This window comes from Sphingomonas sp. NIBR02145, assembly GCF_027359115.1.
Lineage (GTDB): Bacteria > Pseudomonadota > Alphaproteobacteria > Sphingomonadales > Sphingomonadaceae > Sphingomonas > Sphingomonas kyeonggiensis_A.
The window spans coordinates 2,396,727-2,420,630 of sequence record NZ_CP114791.1 but is presented as its reverse complement, the minus strand read 5'-3'; the positions used below and the strand labels follow the sequence as shown (position 1 = coordinate 2,420,630).

The window sequence follows — 23,904 nt, the reverse complement described above, 5'->3', positions numbered from 1 at the left end:
CCATGTTCGGAGCGATCTATATCGGCCTCAGCGGCCTGAACGCTTATTCGCGCGGGCTCGAACAGGTCAGCAACAATGTCACCAACCTCAACACGTCGGGTTTCCGCGGTTCGACGGTGACGTTCCAGAATTATTATGGAAGCGGCAGCCAGGGCGGCCTTTCCCATTCCACCGATTCACGAGGCGGTGGAAACGGCGTCGGCATCGGTGACAACCGGCTCGATTTCACCGAAGGCCAGCTGCGCCAGACCGGCAATGATCTCGATCTGGCGATCGACGGCGGCGGCTTCCTGGTGCTGATGGACGGCGACAAGATGCTCTATGCGCGCACGGGCAGCTTCGAAGTCGACAAGCAGGGGTTCATCGTCCTCTCGGGCACCAATTACCGGCTGGCGACGCTCGATGCCTCGGGCCGCCCGGTCAGCCTGTCGATCGACCAGTCACGTACCAATGCGCCGCTCGGTACCACCACGATCAAGTTCAGCGATAACCTCTCGTCCTCCGCGACGGCAGCCGTCACCGTCAATGACATGACGGTCTATGACAATGCGGGCGGCGCGCACAAATGGACCGCCAAGTTCGAGAAGGTCGCCGGCTCGAGCACGGATGCGACCAGCGGGACCAATATATCCAGCTGGACGATGACGATTACCGACGACAAGGGCGCCACGATTGCGACCAAGACGCTCAAGTTCATCGGCAGCATCGTCGATCCGACGACGTCGCAGATCGATGTGGAAGACACGACGAACGGCTTTACCGTAAAGCTCGATTTCTCGTCGGTTCAGTCATATTCGGCGGGTACCGCCTCGACCTTGCGATCCGCGTCCATCGACGGGCACGGTGTCGGTACGCTGACTACGGTCACGGTAAATTCCAGCGGGCATCTGGAACTCGCCTATTCCAATGAGCAGAAGCTCGATCTCGGGGCGGTCGCGCTCGCGGATTTCCGCGATCCGCAGGCCCTGAAGGAGCAGAATGGCGGTCTGTTCACCTATTCGGGAAGCGGCGAGCGCATGTTCCTGAGCAGTGGCGATCCTCGCGTAGGCCAGGTGAAGGCCAAGCAGCTCGAGGCCTCCAACGTCGATCTCTCCAAGCAGTTCGGTGACCTGATCCTGATCCAGCGCGGGTTCCAGGCTTCCTCACAGATCGTCAGTGTTTCCAATGACATGATCCAGCAGCTGTTCGGCATCCGAGGTCAGGGATGACCCTTGCCTGGACGCCCTGGCTGCCGGAGAATGCCATTCTCCCGGCTGCGGTGCAGCGCATGCTCGCCGACCAGATCGGAAACTGGTCGGGCGATTGGTTCGCCGGCGCTCCTGCCTATGCGGTCGGGCAATTTTCCCGTGTCACGGCGCCGCGCTCCGAGCTCCGCAAGACGATCTGGCACGATTCCGGGGAAGGGGTCGCCATTGGCCTGCCAGCGACGGGCGCGGCGGCGCTTGGTGCCCTGGTGATCGATGTGTCCATGGCGCCCGGCAATCGAAGCGCCGAGGATATCGAGCTGCTCGGCTCGCTGGGCAAGGATTGTCTCGACGATCTCAAGCACCGGCTGGGACAGCTCTTCGCCCTGAGCAAGCCCGATTGGCGCCAGTCGGAAGCGGGGCAGGGAGCAGGGCCCGCCCAGCGGCTGGAAATCTCACTGGCCGCGCGAGCGCTAACCATTCAGGTTGAACTGACGGAATCGCGTTTCGCGCGCTTCCTGCGGACCATGTTGCCGGCATCGGCGCCGACCGGGCCGCTCGCCGACGGAGCGGATGCGCTCGCGGGCATTGCGGTATCGCTCTCAGCGTTGCTTGGGCGTTGCAGTCTCAACCTGGCGGAACTGTCCGGTCTCGCCGTCGAGGACGTACTCGTGCTCGACAGCGGGACAGCGGATTCGCTCCCGCTCGCCGTTGATGGTGCGCTGCTCGCGCGCGGGCGCTGCGCGGTGGTCGAGGCCGAAGCGGGCCTTGCACTCAAGATCATCCAAGCTCCAACCCGGTGAGTATCCCTGTGACCGAGAAGACCGAAACCCTGCCAACTGAAACCAAGGCTGACTCTACCCGTGTGAGCAGCAAGCTGATCGACAATGTCGCTGTCGAGCTCGAGGCGTTCCTCGGCTCGGCCCCGATGACCGTCGCGGACCTGACGGGGCTCGCGACGGGATCGGTTGTGCAACTCGATGCGCAACTCAACATGCCGGTGGAACTGCGGCTGAACGGCATGGCGGTCGCGCGCGGCGAGCTCGTTGCCGTTGGCGACAAGTTCGGCGTCCGCCTGACCGAGATCACCCAATGGCCCGACTGAGCACGGCATTCGCATGTTGCCTGACCTATCTGCTTTCGGCGCCGCTGGCGTTCGCTCAGCCGGGCCGGCTGGGCGGCGGCGGATCGCTGAACCTGTCGCTCACGCGTATCGTGATGTCGTTGCTGCTGTGCCTGATGCTTGCCGCACTGGCCGCCTTCGCGCTCAAGCGAAACGGAGGGCGGATCGATCTCAAGCGGCTCGGAGGGCTGATAGCCACGCTGCCGGCGCAGCGTCGAATCGAAGTGGTGGAGACGCGCCGCGCCAGCCAATATGCCGATATCTGTCTGGTGCGGTGCGACGGGCGCGAATATCTCGTCCTGAGCTCGCAGCAGCACCAGCTTGTGCTGCGCGAGGCCGAATGCCCGGTAGCTGCCGCGCCGAATGCGGAGGAAGAGGGCTGATGCGGAGGCGGACCGCCATACGCGTTGGCCTGGTGGCCACGGGCCTGTTGATGCCGGCCACGGCATTTGCTGCCAGCACGCCGGGGATCAGCACCGATCTGGTGCGCACGATGTTGCTGCTCACGCTGCTTGCGGTGGCGCCGGCGATCTTCATCAGCATGACGAGCTTTGTGCGCATCGTCGTGGTGCTGGCGATGGTCCGGCATGCTTTCGGCATGCCCGAAACCCCGCCCAATCCCGTGCTGATCAGTCTTGCGCTGTTCCTCACGGCCTTCACCATGGGACCGACGCTCAACGCGGTGAACAGCCAGGCGCTCAAGCCGCTGATGGCGGGCACGGTCTCGGTGGAACAGGCGATCGACAAGGGCAGTGCGCCACTGCGCAGCTTCATGCTGGCGCAGACCCGCGACAGCGACATCGAGGCGATCTATGCGATCGCCAAGGAGCCGGTCCCCGACCGTCCGGAGCAGGTGGATCTGCTGAAGCTGACCCCGGCCTTCATTCTCAACGAGCTGCGCGTTTCGTTCACGATCGGCTTCGTCATCCTGCTGCCTTTCCTTCTGATCGACCTCGTCGTTGCATCGATCCTGCTTGCGTTGGGTATGATGATGGTGCCGCCCGCGACCATCTCGCTGCCGATCAAGATTCTGATGTTCGTGCTGATCGATGGCTGGGGGCTTATCCTGCAGGGTGTATTGGGAAGTTTCAGATGAAGGCGCGACGGGGCACCGTCACCTCCGGTCTTGGGTTGCTGCTGGTGCCGCCCCGGGTCGAGGCTTCGCTATGGCGACGCTTCCGCTATGAGCGGGAGACCCGGTGCCGGGAGCAGATCTTCACGCGCTACCGCGGACTGGCGCGATCCATCGCGCTGCGCCAGCTGCGGGTCCGCCCGCGCAATGGCATCGAGCTCAGGGATATGGAGCAGTTTGCCTATGAGGGACTACTCGTTGCGATCGACCGCTTCGATCCCTTGCGTGGCATCCCGTTCGGCGCCTTTGCCCGGCGCAGGATCATTGGCAGCATAGCCGATGGCACCTCCCGGATGAGCGAGATCGATGCGCAATATAGCTATCGCCGCCGGGTTGAGGCGGAACGCTTGCGTTCGATCGCCACCGGAGGCGACAATATTGATGCGCTTGCCGCCCTTGCGGAGCTCGCCGCGGGTCTGGCGGTCGGCCTGATTCTGGAAGGTACGGGACTGATCGAGCCGGAGGACGGAGCCGACAGGCGGCCCGGGGCCTATGAGAGCCTGGCCTGGCGCCAGCTCCAGACCCAACTCGTCCAGGAAATCGATCGGCTGCCCGAGCGCGAGGGGGTGATCGTTCGCCAGCATTATGAGAACGGCGTAAGCTTTGCCCAGATCGCGCAGTTGCTCGGCCTGTCCAGGGGGCGCGTATCGCAACTGCATGCGAGCGCCATCGGCAAGCTGCGCACAAGAATGGGATATCGATGAGGGAAAGGTTCGAGATGACGCTTTGCAGTGACGAGGAGATGACGCAGCTGCTCCAGGCGATGCAGATGGGGGCAGCCGACGAGCTCGGTCTCGCCGAGAGGCTGATCGAGGCCTATCCCGAGGATGCGCGTCTGCATTTTCTGCGCGGTTCGATGCTCGCGGGATCGGGACGTCCGATCGAGGCGCACGCGGCACTAAGTCGCGCGGTGGCGCTTGCCCCGGACTTTGCGCTCGCGCGTTTCCAGCTCGGGTTCTTCGAATTGACTTCGGGCGAAGCGGCGCGCGCGCTGGCCACCTGGGAGCCGCTCGATACGTTGCCGCACGAGCATTATCTCGCGCATTTCGTCCGCGGGCTGCGACACTTGATCCAGGACCATTTTGGCGAAGCGATCCGCGAACTCGGCGAAGGCATATCGGTGAACGAGGAGAATCTGCCGCTCAACCGCGACATGCAGCTGATCATCGACGAGTGCCGCCGCCAGGGGGCGGGGGACGCGCCCTCGGAAACCCCGTCCGGCGAGGAGGAGGCTTCGGCGACGTCGTTCCTGCTCGACCAGTTCGGGCGCGGGACCACGCACTGATATGACGCGGGTCGGCAATGTCGATCAGGTGCTGCTGCTGTTGCGGGAGCAGTTGCAGCGCTCCGGCAAGGCGCGCGGCGCTTCCGCCAAGGCGCGGACCGCGCAAATCGAGACTTCTTCCGCTCGCCCGCTGGACCGTGTTCGCGCCCTGGCCGCACTCGACACGCTGGAGGAAGAGGATCTGCGCCGTGCCGTAGTGCGCGGGTTGCTCGCCGAACAGTTCGGCGAGGCGGTTGGCAATGATCCCGCGATGATCGCGATTGTCGACCAGGTCAGCCGGATCATCGGAGAGACGGCGGAAGGGCGCGACTTGATGGAACGGGCGATCGCCCAGTTGAAGGAATACCGAGCATGACCGAGCAGACCGCCGCGGCAACAAGTCGCTATCTTCGCCTCGCGGATTTGCTCGGACAGGATCCGGACAATCTGGCGCTCCTCGCCGATACCGCCGAGGCTGCCTTTGCCGAGGAGCGCTTCGAGGCGGCACAGGCGCTGCTGGATCGCCAGTCACTGCTTGCGCCGCTCGCACCCCAGGGCCAGCATCTCGCCGGGCTGATTGCGATGCGCCGAATGGACTGGCCGCGCGCGGCCGAGATCTACCAGACCCTGCTTGCGTCGGGAAACGACGCACCACCGGTGCGCTTCAACCTCGCCTGGTCGCTTGCCATGGCGAAGCGCTTCGAGGAAGCGCTCGCCGCGCTCGATGAACCAGCCAGCCTCGCATTGCCTCAGGCCGCGCAGCTGGAAGTGCAATTGCTGCATCAGCTTGGCATGTTCGACCGCGCGCTTGAGCGCGCTCGCGCCCTGATCGAAATTCATCCCGACCACCGCGGACTGAATGCCATCATATCCACCCTGGCGATCGACATGGAGGATAGCGCCTTGGCGCTGCGCACCGCCGAGAAGGCGGGTGATCATCCCGATGCGCTTACCACTCTGGGGACGCTGGCGCTCGGCGAGGACGATCCCGATACCGCCGCGCAACTGTTCGAGGCAGCGCTCGCACGCGCGCCAGAGGCGCCGCGCGCCTGGGTCGGGCGTGGCCTCACGCGTCTTCTGGGAGATGACAAGGCTGCCGCCGCCGCCGATCTGGACAAGGGGGCGGACATGTTCGGGACCCATCTCGGCTCGTGGATCGCGGCAGGCTGGGCGCATGCGCTGGCGGGAGATCGGGCGACTGCGCGTGCCCGCTTTGAGAAGGCGCTGGCGCTCGACGACACATTTGGCGAGGCGCAGGGCTCGCTTGCCGTGATCGAGTTGCTCGACGGTCAGGTCGAGGAAGCGAAGCGGCGGACCGAGGTGGCACTGCGTCTCGATCGCGACAGCTTCTCGGGAGCGCTGGCCGCGATGTTGCTGGCTGCAGGCGAGGGGAAGCCCGATCGTGCCGCCCGGATTTTCGAAACCGCGCTGCGCACCCCGATTGGCGAGAATGGCAAGACGCTGGCACAGGCGCTGGCCCGGCTCGGCGCGCGCTGAGCCAGGCTTTCGGCTGAAGGACGTCAGCTCTCCAGCCGCACCACGTCGAAGGATTTGAGGCTGACCCGCGTCGGGATCTCGCTCACGGACAGGATCGAGAGCTTGGGAATGCTTCGGCGGGTGAGATTCTTCAGGTGACGGCGAATCTCGCCGCCGCATAGCAGCACCGGCGCGCGGCCCTGCCGGAACATCTCGTCGCTGAGCGGCGCGAGCCTTCGGATGATCTGTTCCGCAAGACGGGGTTCGACCACCAGGGATCCCTGGCCGCCCGTGGCGCCGATGCTGGCCACGATCTGGTTTTCGACGCGCGGATCCAGGCTGAGCACCGCGAGGTCTCCATGCGTGCCACGAAGCTGGTGGCAGATCGCATAGCTCATTCGCTGGCGGATCAGTTCGGTCAGCTCGATCGGATCCTTCTGGATACGGGCGAGATCGACAAGATGCTCGATGATCAGGTCGAGATTGGCGATCGATACACCTTCGCTTAGCAGGTTCTGCAGTACGCGCTGCACATCCGAAAGCGTCAGGACGTTGGGGATCAGGTCCTCTACCAGCCCGGGCTGGCGTTCGCGAACCTCGCTCAGCAATCCAGCGACGGTCGCGCGGGTAAGCAGGGTCGAAGTCTCGCTGCGTACAATCTCGCCAAAATGCGTGATCATCAGCGTGACGGGATCGACAACCGTGTGACCGCCATCTCGCGCTGCCCCAGACTGCTCCGGCGCGATCCATACGGCAGGCATGCCGAACGCCGGATCGATCGTTTCCTCGCCATCCAACTTCGCCTTCACCCCCTGGCTGGCGATCGCCAGCACATGGTCAGGGCGCACGCGCGTGGCACCGTAGCGCGCGCCGAACAGGCGGATTTCATACTCGAGCGCGCCCAGGCCCTGGCCATCGACCAGCTTCACTGCCGGGAACCCGATACCCAGTTCCTGTTCCTGTGCTCGGCGCAATCCCGCGAGCCGCTCGACGATCAGTGCCCCTTCCTTTTCCCAGCTGCGGCCGAGCTCCGAGCCCAGCCGGATCTCCACGGCTGGAACAGGGACAACCCCGGTGACGGTTTCCTCCGCCAGTTCCTCGGCCATGGTTCCTGCGGAGCCGCGGCGGCGGAGTCGGAACCAGGCGAAGCCGGCGATGGCACCGATGAGCAGGATCGGCCATTTCGGCATGCCCGGCATCAGCATCAGCGCCAGCAATACCGCCGCGACGATCAACGGAATGCGGGGTTCCGAGGCGAGCTGTCGGAAGATCTCGGTGGAAAGCTGTTTGTCGGCCGCCGAGCGCGTGACGATGATGCCGGTGGCGATCGAGATGATCAGCGCGGGAAGCTGGGTAGCGATACCGTCACCGATCGTCAGCAGCGTGAAATGGGACAGCGCCTCGGACCATTCCATGCCCATCTGGCTCACGCCTACGATCCAGCCGGCGATGATGTTGATCAGCAGGATGATGATGCCCGCGATCGCGTCTCCCTTCACGAACTTCGAGGCGCCATCCATCGCACCATAGAAGCTCGCTTCCTTTTCCAGCTCCTCGCGCCGCCGCCCGGCTTCCTTCTGGTCGATCAGGCCCATGTTGAGATCGGCATCGATGCTCATCTGCTGGCCGGGCATGGAATCCAGCGTGAAGCGCGCGGCGACTTCCGAGACGCGCTGCGCACCCGAGGTCACCACGACATATTGTACGACGATCAGGATCGAGAAGACGACCAGGCCAATGACGAAATTGCCCTGCACTGCAAAGGCACCAATCGAGCCGATCACGTCACCGGCATTGCCACCGGTGAGGATGAGGCGGGTCGCCGCGACATTGAGCGAGAGGCGGTAAAGCGTCGCCACCAGCAGCAGCGAGGGGAAGGTGGAGAATTCCACCGGCTTTCCGACATAGAAAGTCAGCAGCAGGATCGTCAGACCCAAGCCGAAATTGGCGATGATCGCCAGATCCAGAAAGGCGGGCGGGATCGGCACGAACAGGATCACGAGGATCGCGATCGTCGCGCCAATAAGCACCAGGTCCTTCTGGTTGCGGAACAGCTTTGGGAACATCATGCGGCTTCCGGACTGGAGGGGCGGCGGCGGAGCGCGATGTAGAGCTCGGCCACTTCCTCATAGGTGGTGGAGGGAACGGGATTGCCCGGCTTGCAGGCGCGGAACAGTGCGCGTGCGAGGGGAGGACGCTCGAGGATCGGGATGCCCAGGCGGAACGCTTCCTGCTTGAGCGCCAGGGCGAAACGGTTGCGCCCCTTGGTGGAGACCTCGGGCGCGAGCATCGTCTCCGGATCATAGCGCAAGGCCACGGCGAAATGCTCCGGGTTAACGACGACCAGGTCCGATCCCGGCAACGCGCCCAGGCCCTTGCTCTGCTTCACGAACTCGGCATGGAGTTGCTTGCGTTTCTGCTTGATCCGGGGATCGCCCTCGCGATCCTTGGTCTCTCGCGTCACTTCGCGCCGGCTCATCCGCATCTGTTTGAGGAACTCGCCGCGGACCAGGATCTGGTCGAGAATGACGAAGCCGATCGCGATGGCGATGAACACGAAGAGAAGTCGCAGCCCTGCGCCTGCAAGCGCGCTTGCCAGGCGATCGCCATTGCTTGCGGCGATGGAAAATCGAGCAATCGCATCCTTCACGACGAACCAGGCAGCCACGGCATAAATTGCGGATTTGAGCACGGTTTTCAGCGTCTCCTTCAGCATCCGCATGGAGAACAGGCGCTTGAAGCCCTGGGCTGGGTTGAGACGGTTGAAATCGGGCTTGAGTGGCTGAGCGGTGAAGATCAGTCCACGAAGCTGCAGGATTTCGAGGAAGATAACTACCGTCACGATTGTGGCGCCGAGCAGGGCGAGGGGCGCAAGCGCCGCACGGGCAAGGTCGCCGATCATCGCCCCGGCCTGTTCGGGATCGCCGGCCCGGTCGATTCCGGCGGAAAAGCTGCGGCGCATCAACTCGGCGAACTTCTCCAGCATCGCCGGCCCCGCGACCGCACCGAACCCGGCCAGCGCTATCAGCCCTCCGAGAAAGCCCAGTTCGGCACTGCGCGCGACCATGCCCTTCTCGCGCGCTTTTTTCAGCTTGAAAGGGGTGGGGGCCTCGCTGCGATTCTGTTCCTGCTCGGCCATGTCAGATCAGCCGCGGCATGACTTCGAGGGCGCCGCGCATCAGTTGCGCGAACAGCGCACCCGAGAAGGACAGCGCGAAAGGCAGGGCGGCCATGGTCGCGATTGCTTTCACCTGGAAACCAAGCAGCAGCACGTTCATCTGCGGGAGGGTGCGCGAGAGAAAGGCAACGATCAGGTCGAGAAGGAACAATATCAGGAGGACAATACCCGCGAGCCCGATCGCCATCAGGAACACCGCGCCCATATATTCGAGCATCGGTGCGGGATCTCCGCCGAGGCTCGCTGCGCCGAGCGGTACCTTCTCGACCGACGCGGCCCAGACCGCCAAAAGGTCCTGCGGCCCTCCAATCCCGAAGAACACCGCGGCACCCGCATAAGCGAAGAGCGTGCCGGCCAGCGGCATCTGGCTTCGCGTGGTGGGATCAACCAGGACGGCTAGGCCGAACCCCGCCTGGATGTCGATGGTGCGTCCGGCAGTAAGCAAGGCGGCGAAGGCCAGCTGGAGGGCAAGCGCGAGGGAAACACCGAGGAAAAGCTCGCCGGCGGCGACCATGGGAAGGCCGGCGTCCCAGAAAGGCGCGCGCCAGGTTGCTTCGGGATTGCCGTGCACCAGCCAGGCGGCCAGGCTTATCCCAAGCATCATCCGCACCATCGCGGGGATGCGAAGCAGCGTGAAGGGCTGCGCGAAGCCGAGCATGGGGGCGATGCGCAGGCTCAGCAGCAGCACCGCCACCGCCTGGTCGGTGAGGTCTTCCATGATCTCAACCGGCGAGCGTCGGGATTACCAGGTAGAGCCCCCGTGCGAAGTCGGTGATCCGCGCGATCATCCATGGACCAAGGGTGATCAGCAGCAACGCAGCGACGAGCAACTTGGGCACGTAACTCAGGGTCATTTCCTGCATCTGTGTGGCCACCTGCAGGACACTGATCAATACGCCCACCACCAGCGTTGCGAGCAACACCGGCCCGGCGATGATCAGGCAGTTCCATAGCATGTCGTCGAGCAAGTTAAGCGCGCGGTCGGCTTCCACGGATCCCCCCCGGATTGATCTGGCCGCGCCGATTCTGGCGAATCCCCCCGCTGCCGCGATTAACCATAATGGACCAAAGGGCACAGGCAATGCGAAAGCCCATATTTCAACGGCTTCGGCGCTAATTTCCGGTGATCGCAACCGAAGTGGTGCCATCGCGCTAAACGATCGCGATTTTCCGCTGATCTCCAAACGACCGGACGGCCAGCCTTGCCGTCCATACCGTATTTGGGGGATGATATGGTTGCGATCTTCGCCGGCGCGGGTGCGGGTTTCCAGCGCGGTTCGGGTAGCACGCTGGGCTCGTCGGGGCTGCTGGGTTCGGCCAGCTTCGGACGCAGCGGCGAGCAGCTGTTCCTCAATGCGGCAAATGGCAATCTGCTGATCAGCCGACAGGACGAGTTCCTGGCGGGTCGCGGCCCCGACATCGATGTGAGCCGGACCTATAACAGCCTCGGTAACCAGAGCGACGACAATGGCGATAACTGGCGCCAGAGCACGCAGCGCGTCCTCCAGCTCAACGGAGCGCTGAACGGCGCCGGCAGCACGATCACCTATCGCAGCGGCGACGGCAGCGACGTCGCCTATGCCTGGAACGGCTCGGCCTATGTCACGACCGACGGAGGCGGGGCATATGACAAGATCGTCTGGAACGGCTCGGGCTTTACCCGCACCGATGGCAGCAACGCAACGATCAGCGAGACCTATCAGAGCGACGGCGTAACGTCATGGTATCGCCTCAAGACCATCTCCGATACGGATGGCAACAGCATCACCTATGGCTATAGCGCCGACAAGCTGACCTCGATCAGCAGCTCCAACGGTGAGTCGCTCACCTATGTCTGGAGCGGCAACCATATCAGCGAGGTGATCTCGGGCGACGGCACCTCCACCGTCTACAATTATGACGGCTATGGCAGGCTCTCGCAGGTCGCGGTCCAGCTCGCCGCCGGCGGCGGTACCTTCTATTCGACCTGGTACAGCTATGTCGGGTCGAGCACTTTGGTGTCGCGCATCGAGCAGAGCGACGGTTCGATCCTCGAGATCGGCTATGACGGGGCCAATCGGGTCACCAGCATGGTTCAGACCGCGGCGGCGGGCGACACGCGCACCACCAGCATCGCCTATGGTTCGGGCTATTCCGTCGTCACGGATCCTACCAACCAGGCGACGACTCTATATTATGACGGCGCCGGCCAGCTGACCAAGGTTGTCGCGCCGCCGGCTTCGGCCGGGGCGGCGCAGCAGGTCGTGCAGTTCGGCTATGACGGCAATGGTAATCTGAGCACCGTCACCGACGCCATGGGTCAAACCGTGACCTATGGCTATGATGGGTGGGGGAATGTCACCAGCCAGAGCGATCGGCTGAGCAACCTGGTCACGCGCACCTATAATGGCTTCAATCAGGTCGTCACCGAGACACGCGCGGGCTCGGACAAGGATTCCTCGTCCGACTACCATACCACGCGCTTTGTCTATGATGGCGCCGGTCGGCTGCGCTACACGATCAGCGCCGAGGGCAATGTCGTCGAATATGATTATGACGGTTTCGGGCAGGTCAATTATACCCAGACCTATCGCACCAAATATGATGTGAGCGGGCTGTCGGCGACCTTCGCGCCGACGCCGACGGACATGAGCAACTGGGTTGGCAGCGTCGCCAATCCCAATGAGATCGAGATCGTCCAGTTCGTCTATGATGCGCGCGGCAACATGTCGCAGCGCATCTCCTATGGCGCAGCCAACGCATCCGGCTCGGGCTCGGTTGCTGGCGGCTACACCCACGAATACTTCACCCATGATACCGCCGGCCGGCTGCTCTATTCGGTGGCCGCGGGACAGAACGCCACCACCTATGTATATGACGGGCTCGGTCGTCTTACTTCGAGCACCGACGTGAACGGCGGGACGACGAGCTTCGTCTTCAACGATGCGGCGACCACCACGACTGTCACCCTTGCCGGTGGCGCTGTCCAGACCTCGGTCTACAACAAGGCTGGCGATCTGGTCAGCTTCACCGAGAGCGGCAACGCCGTGCAGGGCGGTACTTCGACCTATCTTTACGACAAGGACGGCCGCGTCCGGAAGATGACCGACGCCACGGGGCGGGTATTCTATTATCTCTACGACAAGGTCGGCCGGAAGGTCGCCGACATCTCGCAGACCGGCGAGGTATCCGAGTATCGGTACAACGATAATAACCAGCTCGTCGCCACGGTGCACTATGCGCTCGGCAGCGGCAATTTCTCGATGCTCAACGATCCGAACACGACCGTTGAGATGGCGGCGATCCGGCCTGGCAGCGATCCCTACGATGTCTGGACCTTCTCGGTCTATGACAAGGAAGGCCGGGTAATCGAAGCGATCGAGGGCGATGGTTCGGTTACCGCGTACGAATATGATGCCTCCGGGCGTCTGGTGAAGACCACCGCTTATGTGAACAAGCTCACCACCGGTCAGCTCGACGCGTTCAAGGCGAACGGACCGAGCGCGTGGCTGCCAGCTGCCAGTACTGGCGACAGTGTGGCGCGCATCTTTTACGACAAGGCAGGACGGGTGATCGGCGCGCTGGACGGCGAAGGCTTCCTGACCCGCACCATCTATGACGGTGCCGGGCAGAAGGTGCAGGAGATCGCCTATGCCAACGTCACTGGCGCGGTCTACCGCGCCTCGAGCAGTTTCCAGGCACTGATCAATAGCGTCGGTACCAGCACCAGCGATCGCTCGGTACGCTATGTCTATGATCAGCAGGGCAATCTGCGCTTCACCATCGACCCGCTGAACCACGTTACTGAATATATCTATGAATATTCGAGCTGGCTCTACAGCGCTTTCGGCCCGGTGCGCGAGACAATCCAATATGCCGCTACCATCCCGGTGCTGGGCAGCTACACGTTCGCTTCGGTCAAGAGCGCGGTGGCTGGCCTCGCCAACGATGCGGCGAACCGCCTAAACTATGCGATCTACGATGATGCCGGCCGGGTAGCCTATACCATCGACGCTGCCGGCGGCGTGATCGGCTTCACCTACAACGCCCTCGGCAAGGTTACGCGCAAGACCGAGCATGCGAACACCTGGGCGGGCATTGGCCTGTACAGCAAGGCGGACTGGGATAATTGGGCTGCCGGCAGCCCCAGCTCCAGTGACCGTATCACCCGCTACTACTATGCCGCCAATGGCGACCTGCGTTTCACGATCGATGCGGAAGGATATATCACCCGTACCGATTACGATGCCGAGGGCCGCGTCGTAACCCTAATGCGCTGGGCAACGCCGGTATCGCCCAATGACAGCTGGACGATCGATACCGCAAGCAACGCACAGAGTGGCGACTATACTCATACGAGCACCTATTATGACTCGCGCGGTCAGGTCACGCTGGTCGTGGATGGGGCCGGGCGTTCAACGCGCTATTACTATTATGCCACCGGCCTTCTCGCCTGGGAGATCAGCTCGGAAGGTTCGCAGGACGATAGCCGAACGCTCTACGTCTACGACCAGGCAGGCCATAAGACCGCAGCATATGCCGCCTATGGCACCGCCGAGCAGGCGATCACCACCTATAACTATGACGGCCTGGGCAATCTGGTCGCGGTCAACGACCCCAATGCGCACACGACCTCGTTCTTCTACGATCATGCCGGCCGCCTGACGCGACAGACGAACGCGCAGGGCTCGCCGACGGATTTCGCCTACAACGCCTTTGGCGAGCGGGTGAGCGTTACCGATGCGCTCGGAAACACGAGCTACAGCTATTATGACAATGCCGGCCGCGTGATCGCCACGCGCGACGCGGAAAACGACGTTATCGAAACGGGCTATAACGCGTTCGGCGAAATCGCCTGGGTGAAGCAGCTCTATAACAAGGCATACAACGCGGCATCCGCCGCCACCTGGCCAGCCTATACGCCTGATTCCGCGCGCGATGCGGTCACTCAGTTCGAATATGACAGGCTTGGTCGCCTGACCAGGACGATCGACGCGCTGGGCTATTATGAGCAATATACGCTCAACGCCTTTGGTCAGCGCACCGCGGTGCGCAACAAAGCCGGCGGCACCACTACTAACGCCTATGACCGTCGCGGCCTGCTCGTTTCCGAGACGCTGCCGATGGCCTCGGTCGATATGTGGGGCAGCGCCATCTCGGCGACCGTGACCAATACCTTCGGCTACGATGCGCGCGGCAACCGCGTGTGGATGCGTGAGGCGGCGGGTCTCGCTGAACAGCGCTACACTAGCTTCATCTATGACAAGGCGGATCGGCTGATCGAGAAGCGGGGCGATACCGTCCTGTATGTCGACCAAGCCAACCATGTAGGTGCGCTCTACACCAACCTGATCGAGCGCTACGCCTATGACACGCGCGGCAACCTGATCGAGGTGGTCGATGCCAATGGCGCGCGGACGCTGTTCTATTACGATGACCTGAATCGCAAGATCGCCGATATCAACGCGACCGGCACGCTTTCCACCTATGGCTATGATGCAGTCGGCAATCTCACCAGGTCGCGTACCTGGGGCACCGTGATTTCCCAGCCATCGACTGCAGGCGGCACGCCGCCCGCTGCGCCGGGTGGGGAATATCGCGAGGCGAGCTACACGTACGACCAGGTGAACCGCCTGCGCACTACGACGGTAAGCGGCGTGCGGACCGGCAGCTGGAACGGCTCGGTTTTCGTGACGACCACCGCGCCATTGGTCACGACCAACGAATATGACGCGGTCGGCAATCTCCGCGTGGTGACCGATGCGAATGGTGGGGTTACCCGTTATCGCTACGACGCGCTGGGTCAGAAGACCCGGCAGATCGATGCCGAAGGCTATATCACCGGCTGGATCTATGATGCGCAGGGTAATGTCGTCCATGAGCGTCGTTGGGCGCTCAAAGCGATCGATGGCTATTACGACCCCGCTGTCTCTGGCGATGATCGTGTCACCAACTTTACCTATGATCGTAACGGCCGCCGCCTGACCGAGGAGCGCTCGACCGTCGATTCCTATGGGGTGAACGAATATGGGCAGCTCTACGGCACCTACGGCACCGCAACAGTCAGCTACAGCTACAATGAGCTTGGCCAGGTCCTGCGCAAGACCGAGTCGACCGGCGACTATGTCGATTACAGCTACGATGCCAGCGGGCGTCTGATCGCCGAACGCCGCGGTGCCTATAGCGAGATGAACGTCTATGGCGTGATCCGGCCTACGGTTCGCTATTTTTACAACGGACTCAACAATCTGACGCGGACCGAGCAAGGCGTGGAAGATGCCGGGCAGGCGGGGCGCGTCACCCGTTACGGCTACGGCATGGGCCAGCGGCTCGACTGGATGATCGACGCGAACGGCGCGACCACGGCCTATTACTACGATGCCGCGGGCAACGTTGTCCGGCAGAATTACACACGCGAGCATTCGGGCGGCAGCACGACCTATGAGGGCGTCCTGTATACGCGTGACGTACTGGGCCGGATGACCTCGCAAGCCGTCGGGGTCTGGGATGGATCGGCCTTCAACAAGGGCGATATCCAGCAGACTGCGTACAACGCCTATGGTGAGGTGTCACAGCGCGGCATCAATGGCGGCTGGCAGGAACAGTTCGCCTATGATGGTGCTGGCCGGCTCTATCGCTCCAATTCGGGCGACGGCGTTTGGCGCTACTACATCTATGACGGCGTCGGCAACCAGACCGCGACCATTGAAAGCGAGGGTAGCTGGATAGGGGCCAATTCCCTTGATGGCGCGATCTCGGGCGCGACCTATGGCTTCGCCTATTATCTCGGTCAGGTTTACGTCGATGGCGTCAACATCACTATCAACGCCTATGACCGCCGCAACCAGGCGACTGCGACGATCCTGACGCAGCGCCAGCTGGGCGGATCGGGCGGCATCGTCAATATCAGCACGGCCCGCGGCTATAACGCGTTCGGCGAGGCACTCTGGGAGCGCGACGTGCGCGGCAACCAGACGAACTACACGTATAATAGCATGGGCCGGGTTACTTCGGTTCAGCGACCATCGGTGATTGTAACCACCGAATATGGCTACAGCTATTGGACTAATCCGACCGAATATTACTACTATGATCTCTCCGGCCGCGCGATCGGTGTGCGTGATGCCAATGGCAATCTGACGACCCGACGCCTCCTCGCCGGCACAGGTTACAGCAAGGGCGAAGCGCTGGTCGCGCGTGAATTCCATGCCGATGGCGGCACTGTGACCTATGGCTATGATCGCTATGGCGACCTGCGCAGCGTCGTCGATGAAGTTGGCCGGCAGACCAACAATTACTACGACGGCATGGGGCGGCTCACCCAGGTAACGCGGCCGAGCGGTCAGGCCGAATATTATGCCTATGACGTGCTGGGCCAACGCATCCGGCATTGGAACAGCTATTACGGCACGGCGAATGTCGAGCGGACCGACTATGACCAGCAGGGCCGTGTCATCAGTCAGGTCGCTTATGGCGGCGATACCACCACGACCAGCTATGCCTGGTCGTGGCAGTCGACCAATGGTCTCGGTAGCTATGGTGGCTGGTATCAGACTACGACGTACGCCAATGGTCGTAGCTCGGTGCAGCAGGAGGACATGTTCGGACATGTCCTCTATACCTCGGATCTCGGTGGCCACGGCACCTGGTATAACTATGATTATGCCGGCCGGATGGTTCAGCGCTACGGCGGTGAGACGGTCAATTACGACTATCTCAACACCGGCCTGATCAGCGCGATGACGAGCGGTTATGGCTCGCCGACCAGCGCGCAGAACAATTTCGGCGAAACCTATCAGATCAACAAAACCAGCTACAGCTACGATGCCGCAGGCAACAAGCTGACCGAGAGCTATACGGTCGAGAATGGCGGCTGGTACGACAATGGCTGGTACGAATATAATTACGACTATGGCTATTATGACCAGTATTGGGTTTCGAACTGGGAATATTCCAGCAGCGTAATCACCTATCAGAACGGTGCCGCCAGCTACGATGCGCTCGGCCGGGTGACGAACTGGAGCGAGAGCGGAAACAGCACCACGCCTGCCGCGAGCATCACGTATAGCTACGATGCGAACGGCAATGTCCGCCGCTCCTATGCAACCTATTACGTGCTCGATCAGAATGGAGGCGCGTCGTACCAGACCACCCAGGACTATTGGTACCGCTATGACTCGATGAACCGGGTCGTGACCTCGAAGGGGCAGCAGTCCGGCGGCGTCGTTCGCGGCTATCAGGGTGTCGATCTTGCGTACAACGCCGCGGGCGAGCGTGTGCAGTCGACGCGCACGGTCACTGCCTATGGGCAGGTCTACTGGGAATATTACGATCCCAATATGTATGGCGGTTGGGGCGGCTACAACTACGGCTACCAGGACGTCCCCTATGAGGCGGACAGTCGCGAGGATTATGGCTACGATGCCGATGGCCACCTCTCCACGGTGCGCATCGCGCAGAGCGGCTATTACGACAACGGTGATGGCACGGTCACCGTTACCTCGCCGCCCGGAACCGGGGCGCTCAAGGCCAATTACTACTATGACGGCATGGGCCGTCTCTACCATCAGATCGACTGGCTGGGCGATGGCAACACCGCCGCCTATGACCGGACGCTGACGTATAACGACAAGGGGCAGGTCTATTATGAGGTGACCGTCCAGCGCCAGGGCGCGGACACGATCACGACCTACAGCTCCACCGATTTCGGCTATGGTTCGAACTATGCGCTTGGCGCAGCGGTGAGCATATCGACCTCAAACTATAAGAACGGCAGCTACCAGTCCTATTCGACCACCTCGAACAACTTCGCCTGGTATGCCGGTGCGGTGCAGGCGAGCACGAGCTATACGCAGTCGGGCCAGGGCACCCAGACCTCGACATTCTACTATGGCGCGTCGGGGCAGCTGACCTCGGTGTATGTCGCTGACGGACGGCCCCATTCTATCTCGTTCACCAACGACATGAACGGTCAGACGATCCGGCGCGACGAGTATGACAATGTCTACAACCAAGGCGATCCGCACGAGGTCTGGTATCGCTTCAACGGCAAGCAGATGGGGTATACCGGCAACAACGGCACCCAGAACACCGACTATCAGAGCTCGATCAATCAGCGAACCTGGACGCCCGGCAACGGCGCTTTCCAGAATGGTTCGACCTATGGCTCAGCCTATGCCGATTTTGACCAGAGCTTCACCGGCATCACCAGCTATAATCAGGGGGGCGCTGGTGGCAGCTACACCGTACGCACCGGCGACACCCTTCAGTCGATCGCTGCACAACTCTGGGGTGACAGTTCGCTCTGGTATCAACTGGCCGAGGCCAATGGCATTTCCGGCGCGGGTGGACTGGTCGAAGGGCAGGCGCTGACTATCCCTTCGGGCGTGATACGCTCGTCGAATAGCGCAACGACGTTTACCCCCTACGACCCCGCTTCGATCCTGGGCGATACCAGCCCGACGACACCGCAGCCACAGAAAGCAGCGAAGAAGAAGAGCGGCTGCGGCGTCTTTGGTCAAGTACTGCTGGCCGTGATCGGCGCTGTGGTGAGTTTCATCATACCCCCGATCGCCCCGGCGCTCGGGCCGGTGCTGAGCGGTGCACTCACCGCCGCGGCGGTCAACGTCGTCACCCAAGGCATTGCGGTGGCGACAGGGCTGCAGGACAAGTTCAGTTTCAAGGGCGTGGCGCTGGCAGCAATTGGCGGCGGAGTGGGAGGCGGCCTCAGCAGCATCGGCGGAAAGGTCGGCAGCTTCCTCAAGGCCGACAACTTCATCAGCAATACCGTTCGTGGCGCGCTGGGTAACGCAATTACCCAAGGTGTCGCTGTGGTGACGGGGCTGCAGCCGAAATTCGATTGGGCGGGCGTCGCCGTCGCCGGCATTACCGCCGGTGTGGAAGGTGCGGTTCGTCGGTCCCTTCCTGGGCAGAAGGGCGAAATCTACGAGGGCGATGACGGCTCAATCAAGGGGCGTACCCATGCGACCCTGGCCAACAGCCTGGCGTCCAGCGCCGCAGGCGTATTGGCTGGGGCCGCCACGAGATCCCTGCTCACGGGCACTGATTTCGGCGACAATATCGTCGCGTCGCTCCCGGGAGCAATTGGGCGGACGCTCGGTAACGCGCTCGCAGCGGAGATGTTCGGTCCGGACGACGTAGTTCTGATCGATGCGGCCACGCGCCGGGAGATCGAAGGCGGTGCGCCGCAAACCGCGCCGACCACCACTCCGCCAGTGCCGGCCGGAGCGCCGCCGGCCGGTACCATCGGGGCCATCAAGGACTTCCAGACCATACTTGGCCCCGACGTAGGCAAGCTCCTGGCAAATTCGCCCAGCGCGTTGGCCCAGATCGCCACGCTGAACGCCAAAGGATACAAGATTGAGATCGGGCCGGCTGGTAAGGGCACCTACACGGATGTTGACCACCGGAGAATCGTGATTTCCCAGGATCGCTTTGATAGCGCCGGAAACGTGGTCGATGCTCTGGGTCATGAAATCGGCCACGCCCTATACACCGGGAAGGATAATCTGACTTCACGTGCGGACTACATCCAAGGAAAGATGCGCGGTGAGGCCTTTGCCACCTGGAACGAGCTGACAATCAATCAGGAAATAAACACGGCACTTCCCAACTCGATTGTCGTGGGTGGATCAACGGGGACCACGATCAAGGCGATATTCGATGCCAATTCGGCAGTGATGGGAAAAAATCCCACCACGGCTGTGCTCGACCAGATTGGGGCGATCTACGCCAATAACAATCCGTCGACTGCGCCGACCAAGACCTACACGCAATATTATAGCGATGGTTATGACGCAATTAGGAATAGTATAATTAGTACAAATGTAAAAATAACTGCAAATAATGCTATTATTGCTTCAAATAACAAGAAGATTTCTGCCTATAATGCATCTATTACTGGTGAAAATGCTAAGATAACTGCATGGAATAAGTATATCTTCCCCAAGCCGCCAGTGCCGCTGCTGACGCCGCAGAAGCTGCAGAAGGCGCAGCCGCTGCTCAGGGTTCCGCCGATGTAGGGGTTGGTGGCGATGCCGCGGCCGCGAGCAGGCGGCATCGCAAGAAGCGATCAGGAGGATGCGTCGAACACGATGCTCTTCAGGCAGTTGGCTGCGCCCTGATCGAAGCCGAAGCTGACCTGACCCCCTTTGGTGTTACGTCGCCAATAGGTCAGTTCTGCGCTTGAATGGCCACTGGGGGTACGTACCGAGTCGAAGCCATAGCGTGCGAGAATGGTTTCGCTGGAAATGCAGGTTCCCCCGATATCGGCGGAGAGTCTCGCAACCGTAGCCTTGCCGCCTTCGATGAGCGTCACATCCGAGAGCTCTGTTTCCTCCAGATGCGCGTTGCCAATGACAAAGGGCGCATCCTGCCCGCCCGATCGAGAGAACTCCTGTCCCAGTTTTTCCTCTATCGCTTTTCGTGTCGGTGGAGATGATTGAACGAATAGGTCGAAGAGGGTGAGAATCTTGAGATCGGACTCGTGGGGCATGGGCGTGCCTTTCGTCGGAAGTGGGCGGATGGATGGGGTTCTCATGCCATCGATCGAGGCGTTGCTTATCGGTGCCGAGAGACAGCCCGAAAGAGTAACGGCGAGCAAAGCCAAGGTGCTCTTCACGTCAATTGTCCCGGATAATGACAGTGATGAATCATCTCATATGGCGAGCTGAGCACAAGTGTCGTTTCCAGGACAAAGTCATTCCTCAGCTCTTTCTGCGTCATAATGGTTCTTCTGTCGCTGTCTTGCAAACCAGCCTCAGCATTTGATGGAGGGGGCATTGCGCCCGCATGGCCCTGAGGCGATCTCACTCGAGATAGGGGCTGTGTCACTTGCGTATGAACGGGCGCCATTTCTCCAGCACCACGTCTACTGAGAGCGTTTCGCACCGATCCGCGCGGTTCATCTCGCATCCGGTTCGGTCATCGGGGCCGGCTGCGCCACGCACGAGCAAATGCGCGTAACCGGGCCCCTGGCCATAACTTTGTAGCGCTCCCGTTGGGCTTCCCAGCTCGAACCCGCCGTATTTGAGTACGCGCATGAACGCGAAGCCGCGCTGCTTCATCAATTCGGCTGAGCGGTAGTTGGCTGCGGCCGTCGCCATGACGACACCGCCGGACACCGTGTTGTACCGAGCGGTAACCCTGAAGACACCTGGCCGGATCTCCTTCTCACTATATCCGCCCCATAGATTTGCGGGGCGATAGCCAATGCCTTGCATTCGGAGCGGGGCGGCTGGTGCTAATGCCAAAGCGATTGCCAGTGCGGAGGACCCAAGGCCAATATTCATGGCTACTCCTGAAAATGTCCGATGCGGTCGCAGAATATTGCGCGAACGGGCAAGTGCACGGCAACCCTATTTGTGAAATCGTACGCAGCCAACAGCCGTTGTCACATGCTCGCCGACGGGCAGACCTCCCTAGATTGCGGCCAACGCGTTTCAGATGTCGTGAATTGGTGTCCGCGTACAGTCTATCTGCGGCGGTCTGGCGCATTAATTTCGAACCGTGATCCAATCATGAAACCGCCCGTTTGTATCCTGGTTTGTATCCCATTTTTTCTAGGTCCGCGGAATTGAACCAGGTATGCTTGTGGGGTCGCAGAATTCTGCGGTTTTCGGATTGTTGGGATGGTGTGGCTTCGGCTTTTGGTACCGTCATTCGCAGGTTCGAATCCTGCCGCCCCAGCCAGTGCAATCAACACATATGCATAGATTTTGCGTGCAGAGGGCGGTCATGCCGCGCCTCTTTCCGTAAAATCTCGGCCATTTGCCTCGGGTTTTGCGCCGGCTGAATCGCTCGGCCCGGCTGTCGTCGCGACGTATGTTTTGCCACCCGGTGGACCGCGACGGTCCTCCCGTCACTGCTGCGATCCCGGCATGCGTATCGGCACCGGGAGCGCATTTCGTTGATGTGGCCGAAGAGCCCGTCGGTTGCGAAATGGAGCGGTGGCGCTCGCGCCTGGCCTCGGGTGGCATTCATTGTACAATTGTTTAAAACATGCCGCCTGAATGGCGTAGGTGATTTGCGGCCTTCTTCTCGAGGGAGTGCTGATGGCGCGGTGCCGCGCATCGTTGGAGCGTCGCGAAGACTAGTGCCCCTGTAGCGCTAAGGAATATGGTTTGGTGATGCCGAAGAACGTTGGATCGAGCGAACGCATGGCGACCGACGGGTCGGTGCGAGAGCGGCGACAGCCCGGATCCCCCGCGCGCGCGGCACGGACCAAAGCCCGGATCGCCGATGCCGTCATCACCTTGCTCGCCGAAGCGGGTTCGAGCCGCGTGACGCATCGCCTGGTTGCCGCGGCGGCCGGAGTGTCGCTTGCCGCGACGACCTATCATTATGCCACCAAGGGCGAGATGATCGCCGATGCTTCCCGGCGCTTGCTCGATGGCTATGTCGAATCTTTCCGTCGTGCGGCCCTGCGGCAGCGCCGTGGCAAGGGCAGGGCGCCCGATCTTGCGGGCTTCGTCACCAAGCTGCTGACCAACGCTTCCGGCCGATATCGGCGGCTGGCGCTCGCGTGGTGCGAGATCATCCTTGAGGCCGCGCGTACTGCAGAAGGCCATGCGATCGCAGACGAATGGTTCGGCAAGCTGTTCGAGGCGTGGAGCGATCTGGCGCGTGCCATGTACGGCGAGTTGAGCGATGAGGCGGTCGTGTCCGGCATCGACACCGCCATCGGCCTGTTGTTCATCACGCTGCCGCTCGAGCTCAAGCCCGAGCAGGTCGCCGCGGTTTTCGCCGCAGGCGCCGATCCCGTCATCCATTGGGCACCGCGCGATTCCGCGCCCGAGGCCGGGCCGTCCCCGCCTGCACGGCGAACGCCCAAGGCGCGTGAAACGCGTGAGCGCATCCTGGAGGGTGCGATCGCGCTGCTCGTGGCGAACGGTGCGGGCGCCGTCACCTACAAGGCCGTGGCGCAGGAATGCGGTCTTACCATTGCGGCGCCGGCATATCATTTCGGGTCGATCGACGGCCTGCTGAAGGCCGCGGAAGCCGAGTTGTTCGCACGCTCCAAGCACCGCTACCGTGACATGGTCGGCTCGGCAGGGGGCGCAGGACTGACACTCGACGGACTCGCCGACCTGACTGCCGCCGTTTTCGTCCGCGAAGTGACGCAGCACGGCCGCGCCGCGATCGCGATCTATTCAATCGGCGTCGAGTCGGCGCGGCGGCTGGACCTGCGCTCGGCCGTGTGGAGCGTGATCGCCGACCAGGCAAAGGCATGGCGTCGCCAGCTCGAGCAACTCAATCAGGATGTCGCCGCTTTCGACGCGCTGCGGATGCAGGCAGTGTTCATCGGAAAGCAGATCCGCGCGCTTTCAACAGGCAGCCCGATTGCGCAACTCTCCGCCGCGCGAAGTGCATTTCGCGACGAGATTGCCGCTGCCGGCAGAGCGTCAACTCATTAACAGTACATATTTTTAAAAATATTGACGCATCGGCCCGGAGGTCGTAACCCTGAATAGTGCAAACCGCCTCAAAGAAGCGGGGCACGACCGGGGTGGCGCCTTGCGCCTCTCCAACCGAAACGAGCCGGGAATC

17 protein-coding genes are annotated in these 23,904 nt (G+C 61.9%); 11 read left to right on the top strand and 6 right to left on the bottom strand.

From position 1 onward, the window contains the following. The first annotated feature begins 2 nt into the window (after positions 1 to 2). From O3305_RS10530 to O3305_RS10490, 9 genes are read left to right on the top strand one after another with little or no spacing between them, the layout of a single operon-like run. Positions 3 to 1,208, top strand: a complete 1,206-nt coding sequence (locus O3305_RS10530) for a flagellar hook-basal body complex protein (protein WP_269576354.1) — start codon at positions 3 to 5, stop codon at positions 1,206 to 1,208. Then, positions 1,205 to 1,987, top strand: coding sequence for a FliM/FliN family flagellar motor switch protein (locus O3305_RS10525; protein WP_269576353.1), 783 nt, complete (start codon positions 1,205 to 1,207; stop codon positions 1,985 to 1,987). Before O3305_RS10530 ends, O3305_RS10525 begins: the two co-directional genes overlap by 4 nt. Further along, positions 1,984 to 2,289, top strand: a complete 306-nt coding sequence (locus O3305_RS10520; RefSeq protein WP_269576352.1) for a FliM/FliN family flagellar motor switch protein — start codon at positions 1,984 to 1,986, stop codon at positions 2,287 to 2,289. Before O3305_RS10525 ends, O3305_RS10520 begins: the two co-directional genes overlap by 4 nt. Further along, positions 2,277 to 2,690: a hypothetical protein gene (locus O3305_RS10515; RefSeq protein WP_269576351.1), complete on the top strand. Its 414-nt coding sequence runs from the start codon at positions 2,277 to 2,279 to the stop codon at positions 2,688 to 2,690. Before O3305_RS10520 ends, O3305_RS10515 begins: the two co-directional genes overlap by 13 nt. Positions 2,691 to 2,722: 32 nt before the next feature. Further along, the gene (gene fliP / locus O3305_RS10510) at positions 2,723 to 3,403 is read left to right on the top strand and encodes a flagellar type III secretion system pore protein FliP (protein WP_269576350.1); all 681 of its coding nucleotides are present in this window, start codon (positions 2,723 to 2,725) and stop codon (positions 3,401 to 3,403) included. Continuing rightward, positions 3,400 to 4,143, top strand: a complete 744-nt coding sequence (locus O3305_RS10505) for a sigma-70 family RNA polymerase sigma factor (RefSeq protein ID WP_269576349.1) — start codon at positions 3,400 to 3,402, stop codon at positions 4,141 to 4,143. The genes fliP and O3305_RS10505 overlap by 4 nt, the downstream gene beginning before the upstream one ends. Positions 4,144 to 4,157: 14 nt before the next feature. Further along, positions 4,158 to 4,724 carry a tetratricopeptide repeat protein gene (locus O3305_RS10500; protein WP_269576348.1) on the top strand — a complete coding sequence of 189 codons (567 nt, stop codon included), beginning with the start codon at positions 4,158 to 4,160 and terminating at the stop codon, positions 4,722 to 4,724. A gap of 1 nt (position 4,725) precedes the next feature. Then, entirely contained in the window at positions 4,726 to 5,079 is a 354-nt protein-coding gene (locus tag O3305_RS10495) for a hypothetical protein (protein WP_269576347.1), read from the top strand. Next, the gene (locus O3305_RS10490) at positions 5,076 to 6,200 is read left to right on the top strand and encodes a tetratricopeptide repeat protein (RefSeq protein WP_269576346.1); all 1,125 of its coding nucleotides are present in this window, start codon (positions 5,076 to 5,078) and stop codon (positions 6,198 to 6,200) included. The genes O3305_RS10495 and O3305_RS10490 overlap by 4 nt, the downstream gene beginning before the upstream one ends. A gap of 23 nt (positions 6,201 to 6,223) precedes the next feature. Here O3305_RS10490 and O3305_RS10485 read toward each other — a convergent pair whose 3' ends face one another. From O3305_RS10485 to fliQ, 4 genes are read right to left on the bottom strand one after another with little or no spacing between them, the layout of a single operon-like run. After that, entirely contained in the window at positions 6,224 to 8,248 is a 2,025-nt protein-coding gene (locus O3305_RS10485) for a flagellar biosynthesis protein FlhA (RefSeq protein ID WP_269576345.1), read from the bottom strand. Continuing rightward, positions 8,245 to 9,318 carry an EscU/YscU/HrcU family type III secretion system export apparatus switch protein gene (locus O3305_RS10480; protein WP_269576344.1) on the bottom strand — a complete coding sequence of 358 codons (1,074 nt, stop codon included), beginning with the start codon at positions 9,316 to 9,318 and terminating at the stop codon, positions 8,245 to 8,247. The genes O3305_RS10485 and O3305_RS10480 overlap by 4 nt, the downstream gene beginning before the upstream one ends. A 1-nt stretch (position 9,319) precedes the next feature. Beyond that, entirely contained in the window at positions 9,320 to 10,075 is a 756-nt protein-coding gene (locus tag O3305_RS10475; protein WP_269576343.1) for a flagellar biosynthetic protein FliR, read from the bottom strand. A 4-nt stretch (positions 10,076 to 10,079) separates the two neighbouring features. Next, positions 10,080 to 10,349, bottom strand: coding sequence for a flagellar biosynthesis protein FliQ (gene fliQ / locus O3305_RS10470; RefSeq protein WP_269576342.1), 270 nt, complete (start codon positions 10,347 to 10,349; stop codon positions 10,080 to 10,082). Positions 10,350 to 10,589: 240 nt separating this feature from the next. On the opposite strand from fliQ, the gene O3305_RS10465 reads away from it, so the two are divergent. Next, positions 10,590 to 20,378, top strand: a complete 9,789-nt coding sequence (locus O3305_RS10465) for a LysM peptidoglycan-binding domain-containing protein (RefSeq protein WP_269576341.1) — start codon at positions 10,590 to 10,592, stop codon at positions 20,376 to 20,378. A gap of 50 nt (positions 20,379 to 20,428) precedes the next feature. Here the strand turns inward: O3305_RS10465 and O3305_RS10460 are convergent, their stop codons facing one another. Then, positions 20,429 to 20,977: a hypothetical protein gene (locus tag O3305_RS10460; protein WP_269576340.1), complete on the bottom strand. Its 549-nt coding sequence runs from the start codon at positions 20,975 to 20,977 to the stop codon at positions 20,429 to 20,431. 208 nt (positions 20,978 to 21,185) lie between these two features. Next, positions 21,186 to 21,647, bottom strand: a complete 462-nt coding sequence (locus O3305_RS10455) for a hypothetical protein (protein ID WP_269576339.1) — start codon at positions 21,645 to 21,647, stop codon at positions 21,186 to 21,188. An 837-nt stretch (positions 21,648 to 22,484) separates the two neighbouring features. Between O3305_RS10455 and O3305_RS10450 the strand changes: the two genes are divergently transcribed. Next, a complete protein-coding gene (locus O3305_RS10450; protein ID WP_269576338.1) occupies positions 22,485 to 23,771 on the top strand; it encodes a TetR/AcrR family transcriptional regulator in 1,287 nt (428 codons plus the stop codon). The last annotated feature ends 133 nt before the right edge of the window (positions 23,772 to 23,904 follow it).

Excerpts from the sequence above, each read along its gene's own strand:
- O3305_RS10450 (WP_269576338.1), top strand. The coding sequence starts at position 22,485 with ATGCCGAAGAACGTTGGATCGAGCGAACGCATGGCGACCGACGGGTCG.
- O3305_RS10525 (WP_269576353.1), top strand. The coding sequence starts at position 1,205 with ATGACCCTTGCCTGGACGCCCTGGCTGCCGGAGAATGCCATTCTCCCG.
- O3305_RS10455 (WP_269576339.1), bottom strand. The coding sequence starts at position 21,647 with ATGAATATTGGCCTTGGGTCCTCCGCACTGGCAATCGCTTTGGCATTA.
- O3305_RS10495 (WP_269576347.1), top strand. The coding sequence starts at position 4,726 with ATGACGCGGGTCGGCAATGTCGATCAGGTGCTGCTGCTGTTGCGGGAG.
- O3305_RS10485 (WP_269576345.1), bottom strand. The coding sequence starts at position 8,248 with ATGATGTTCCCAAAGCTGTTCCGCAACCAGAAGGACCTGGTGCTTATT.
- O3305_RS10475 (WP_269576343.1), bottom strand. The coding sequence starts at position 10,075 with ATGGAAGACCTCACCGACCAGGCGGTGGCGGTGCTGCTGCTGAGCCTG.
- O3305_RS10505 (WP_269576349.1), top strand. The coding sequence starts at position 3,400 with ATGAAGGCGCGACGGGGCACCGTCACCTCCGGTCTTGGGTTGCTGCTG.
- O3305_RS10530 (WP_269576354.1), top strand. The coding sequence starts at position 3 with ATGTTCGGAGCGATCTATATCGGCCTCAGCGGCCTGAACGCTTATTCG.
- O3305_RS10515 (WP_269576351.1), top strand. The coding sequence starts at position 2,277 with ATGGCCCGACTGAGCACGGCATTCGCATGTTGCCTGACCTATCTGCTT.
- O3305_RS10490 (WP_269576346.1), top strand. The coding sequence starts at position 5,076 with ATGACCGAGCAGACCGCCGCGGCAACAAGTCGCTATCTTCGCCTCGCG.
- O3305_RS10480 (WP_269576344.1), bottom strand. The coding sequence starts at position 9,318 with ATGGCCGAGCAGGAACAGAATCGCAGCGAGGCCCCCACCCCTTTCAAG.
- O3305_RS10465 (WP_269576341.1), top strand. The coding sequence starts at position 10,590 with ATGGTTGCGATCTTCGCCGGCGCGGGTGCGGGTTTCCAGCGCGGTTCG.
- O3305_RS10500 (WP_269576348.1), top strand. The coding sequence starts at position 4,158 with ATGACGCTTTGCAGTGACGAGGAGATGACGCAGCTGCTCCAGGCGATG.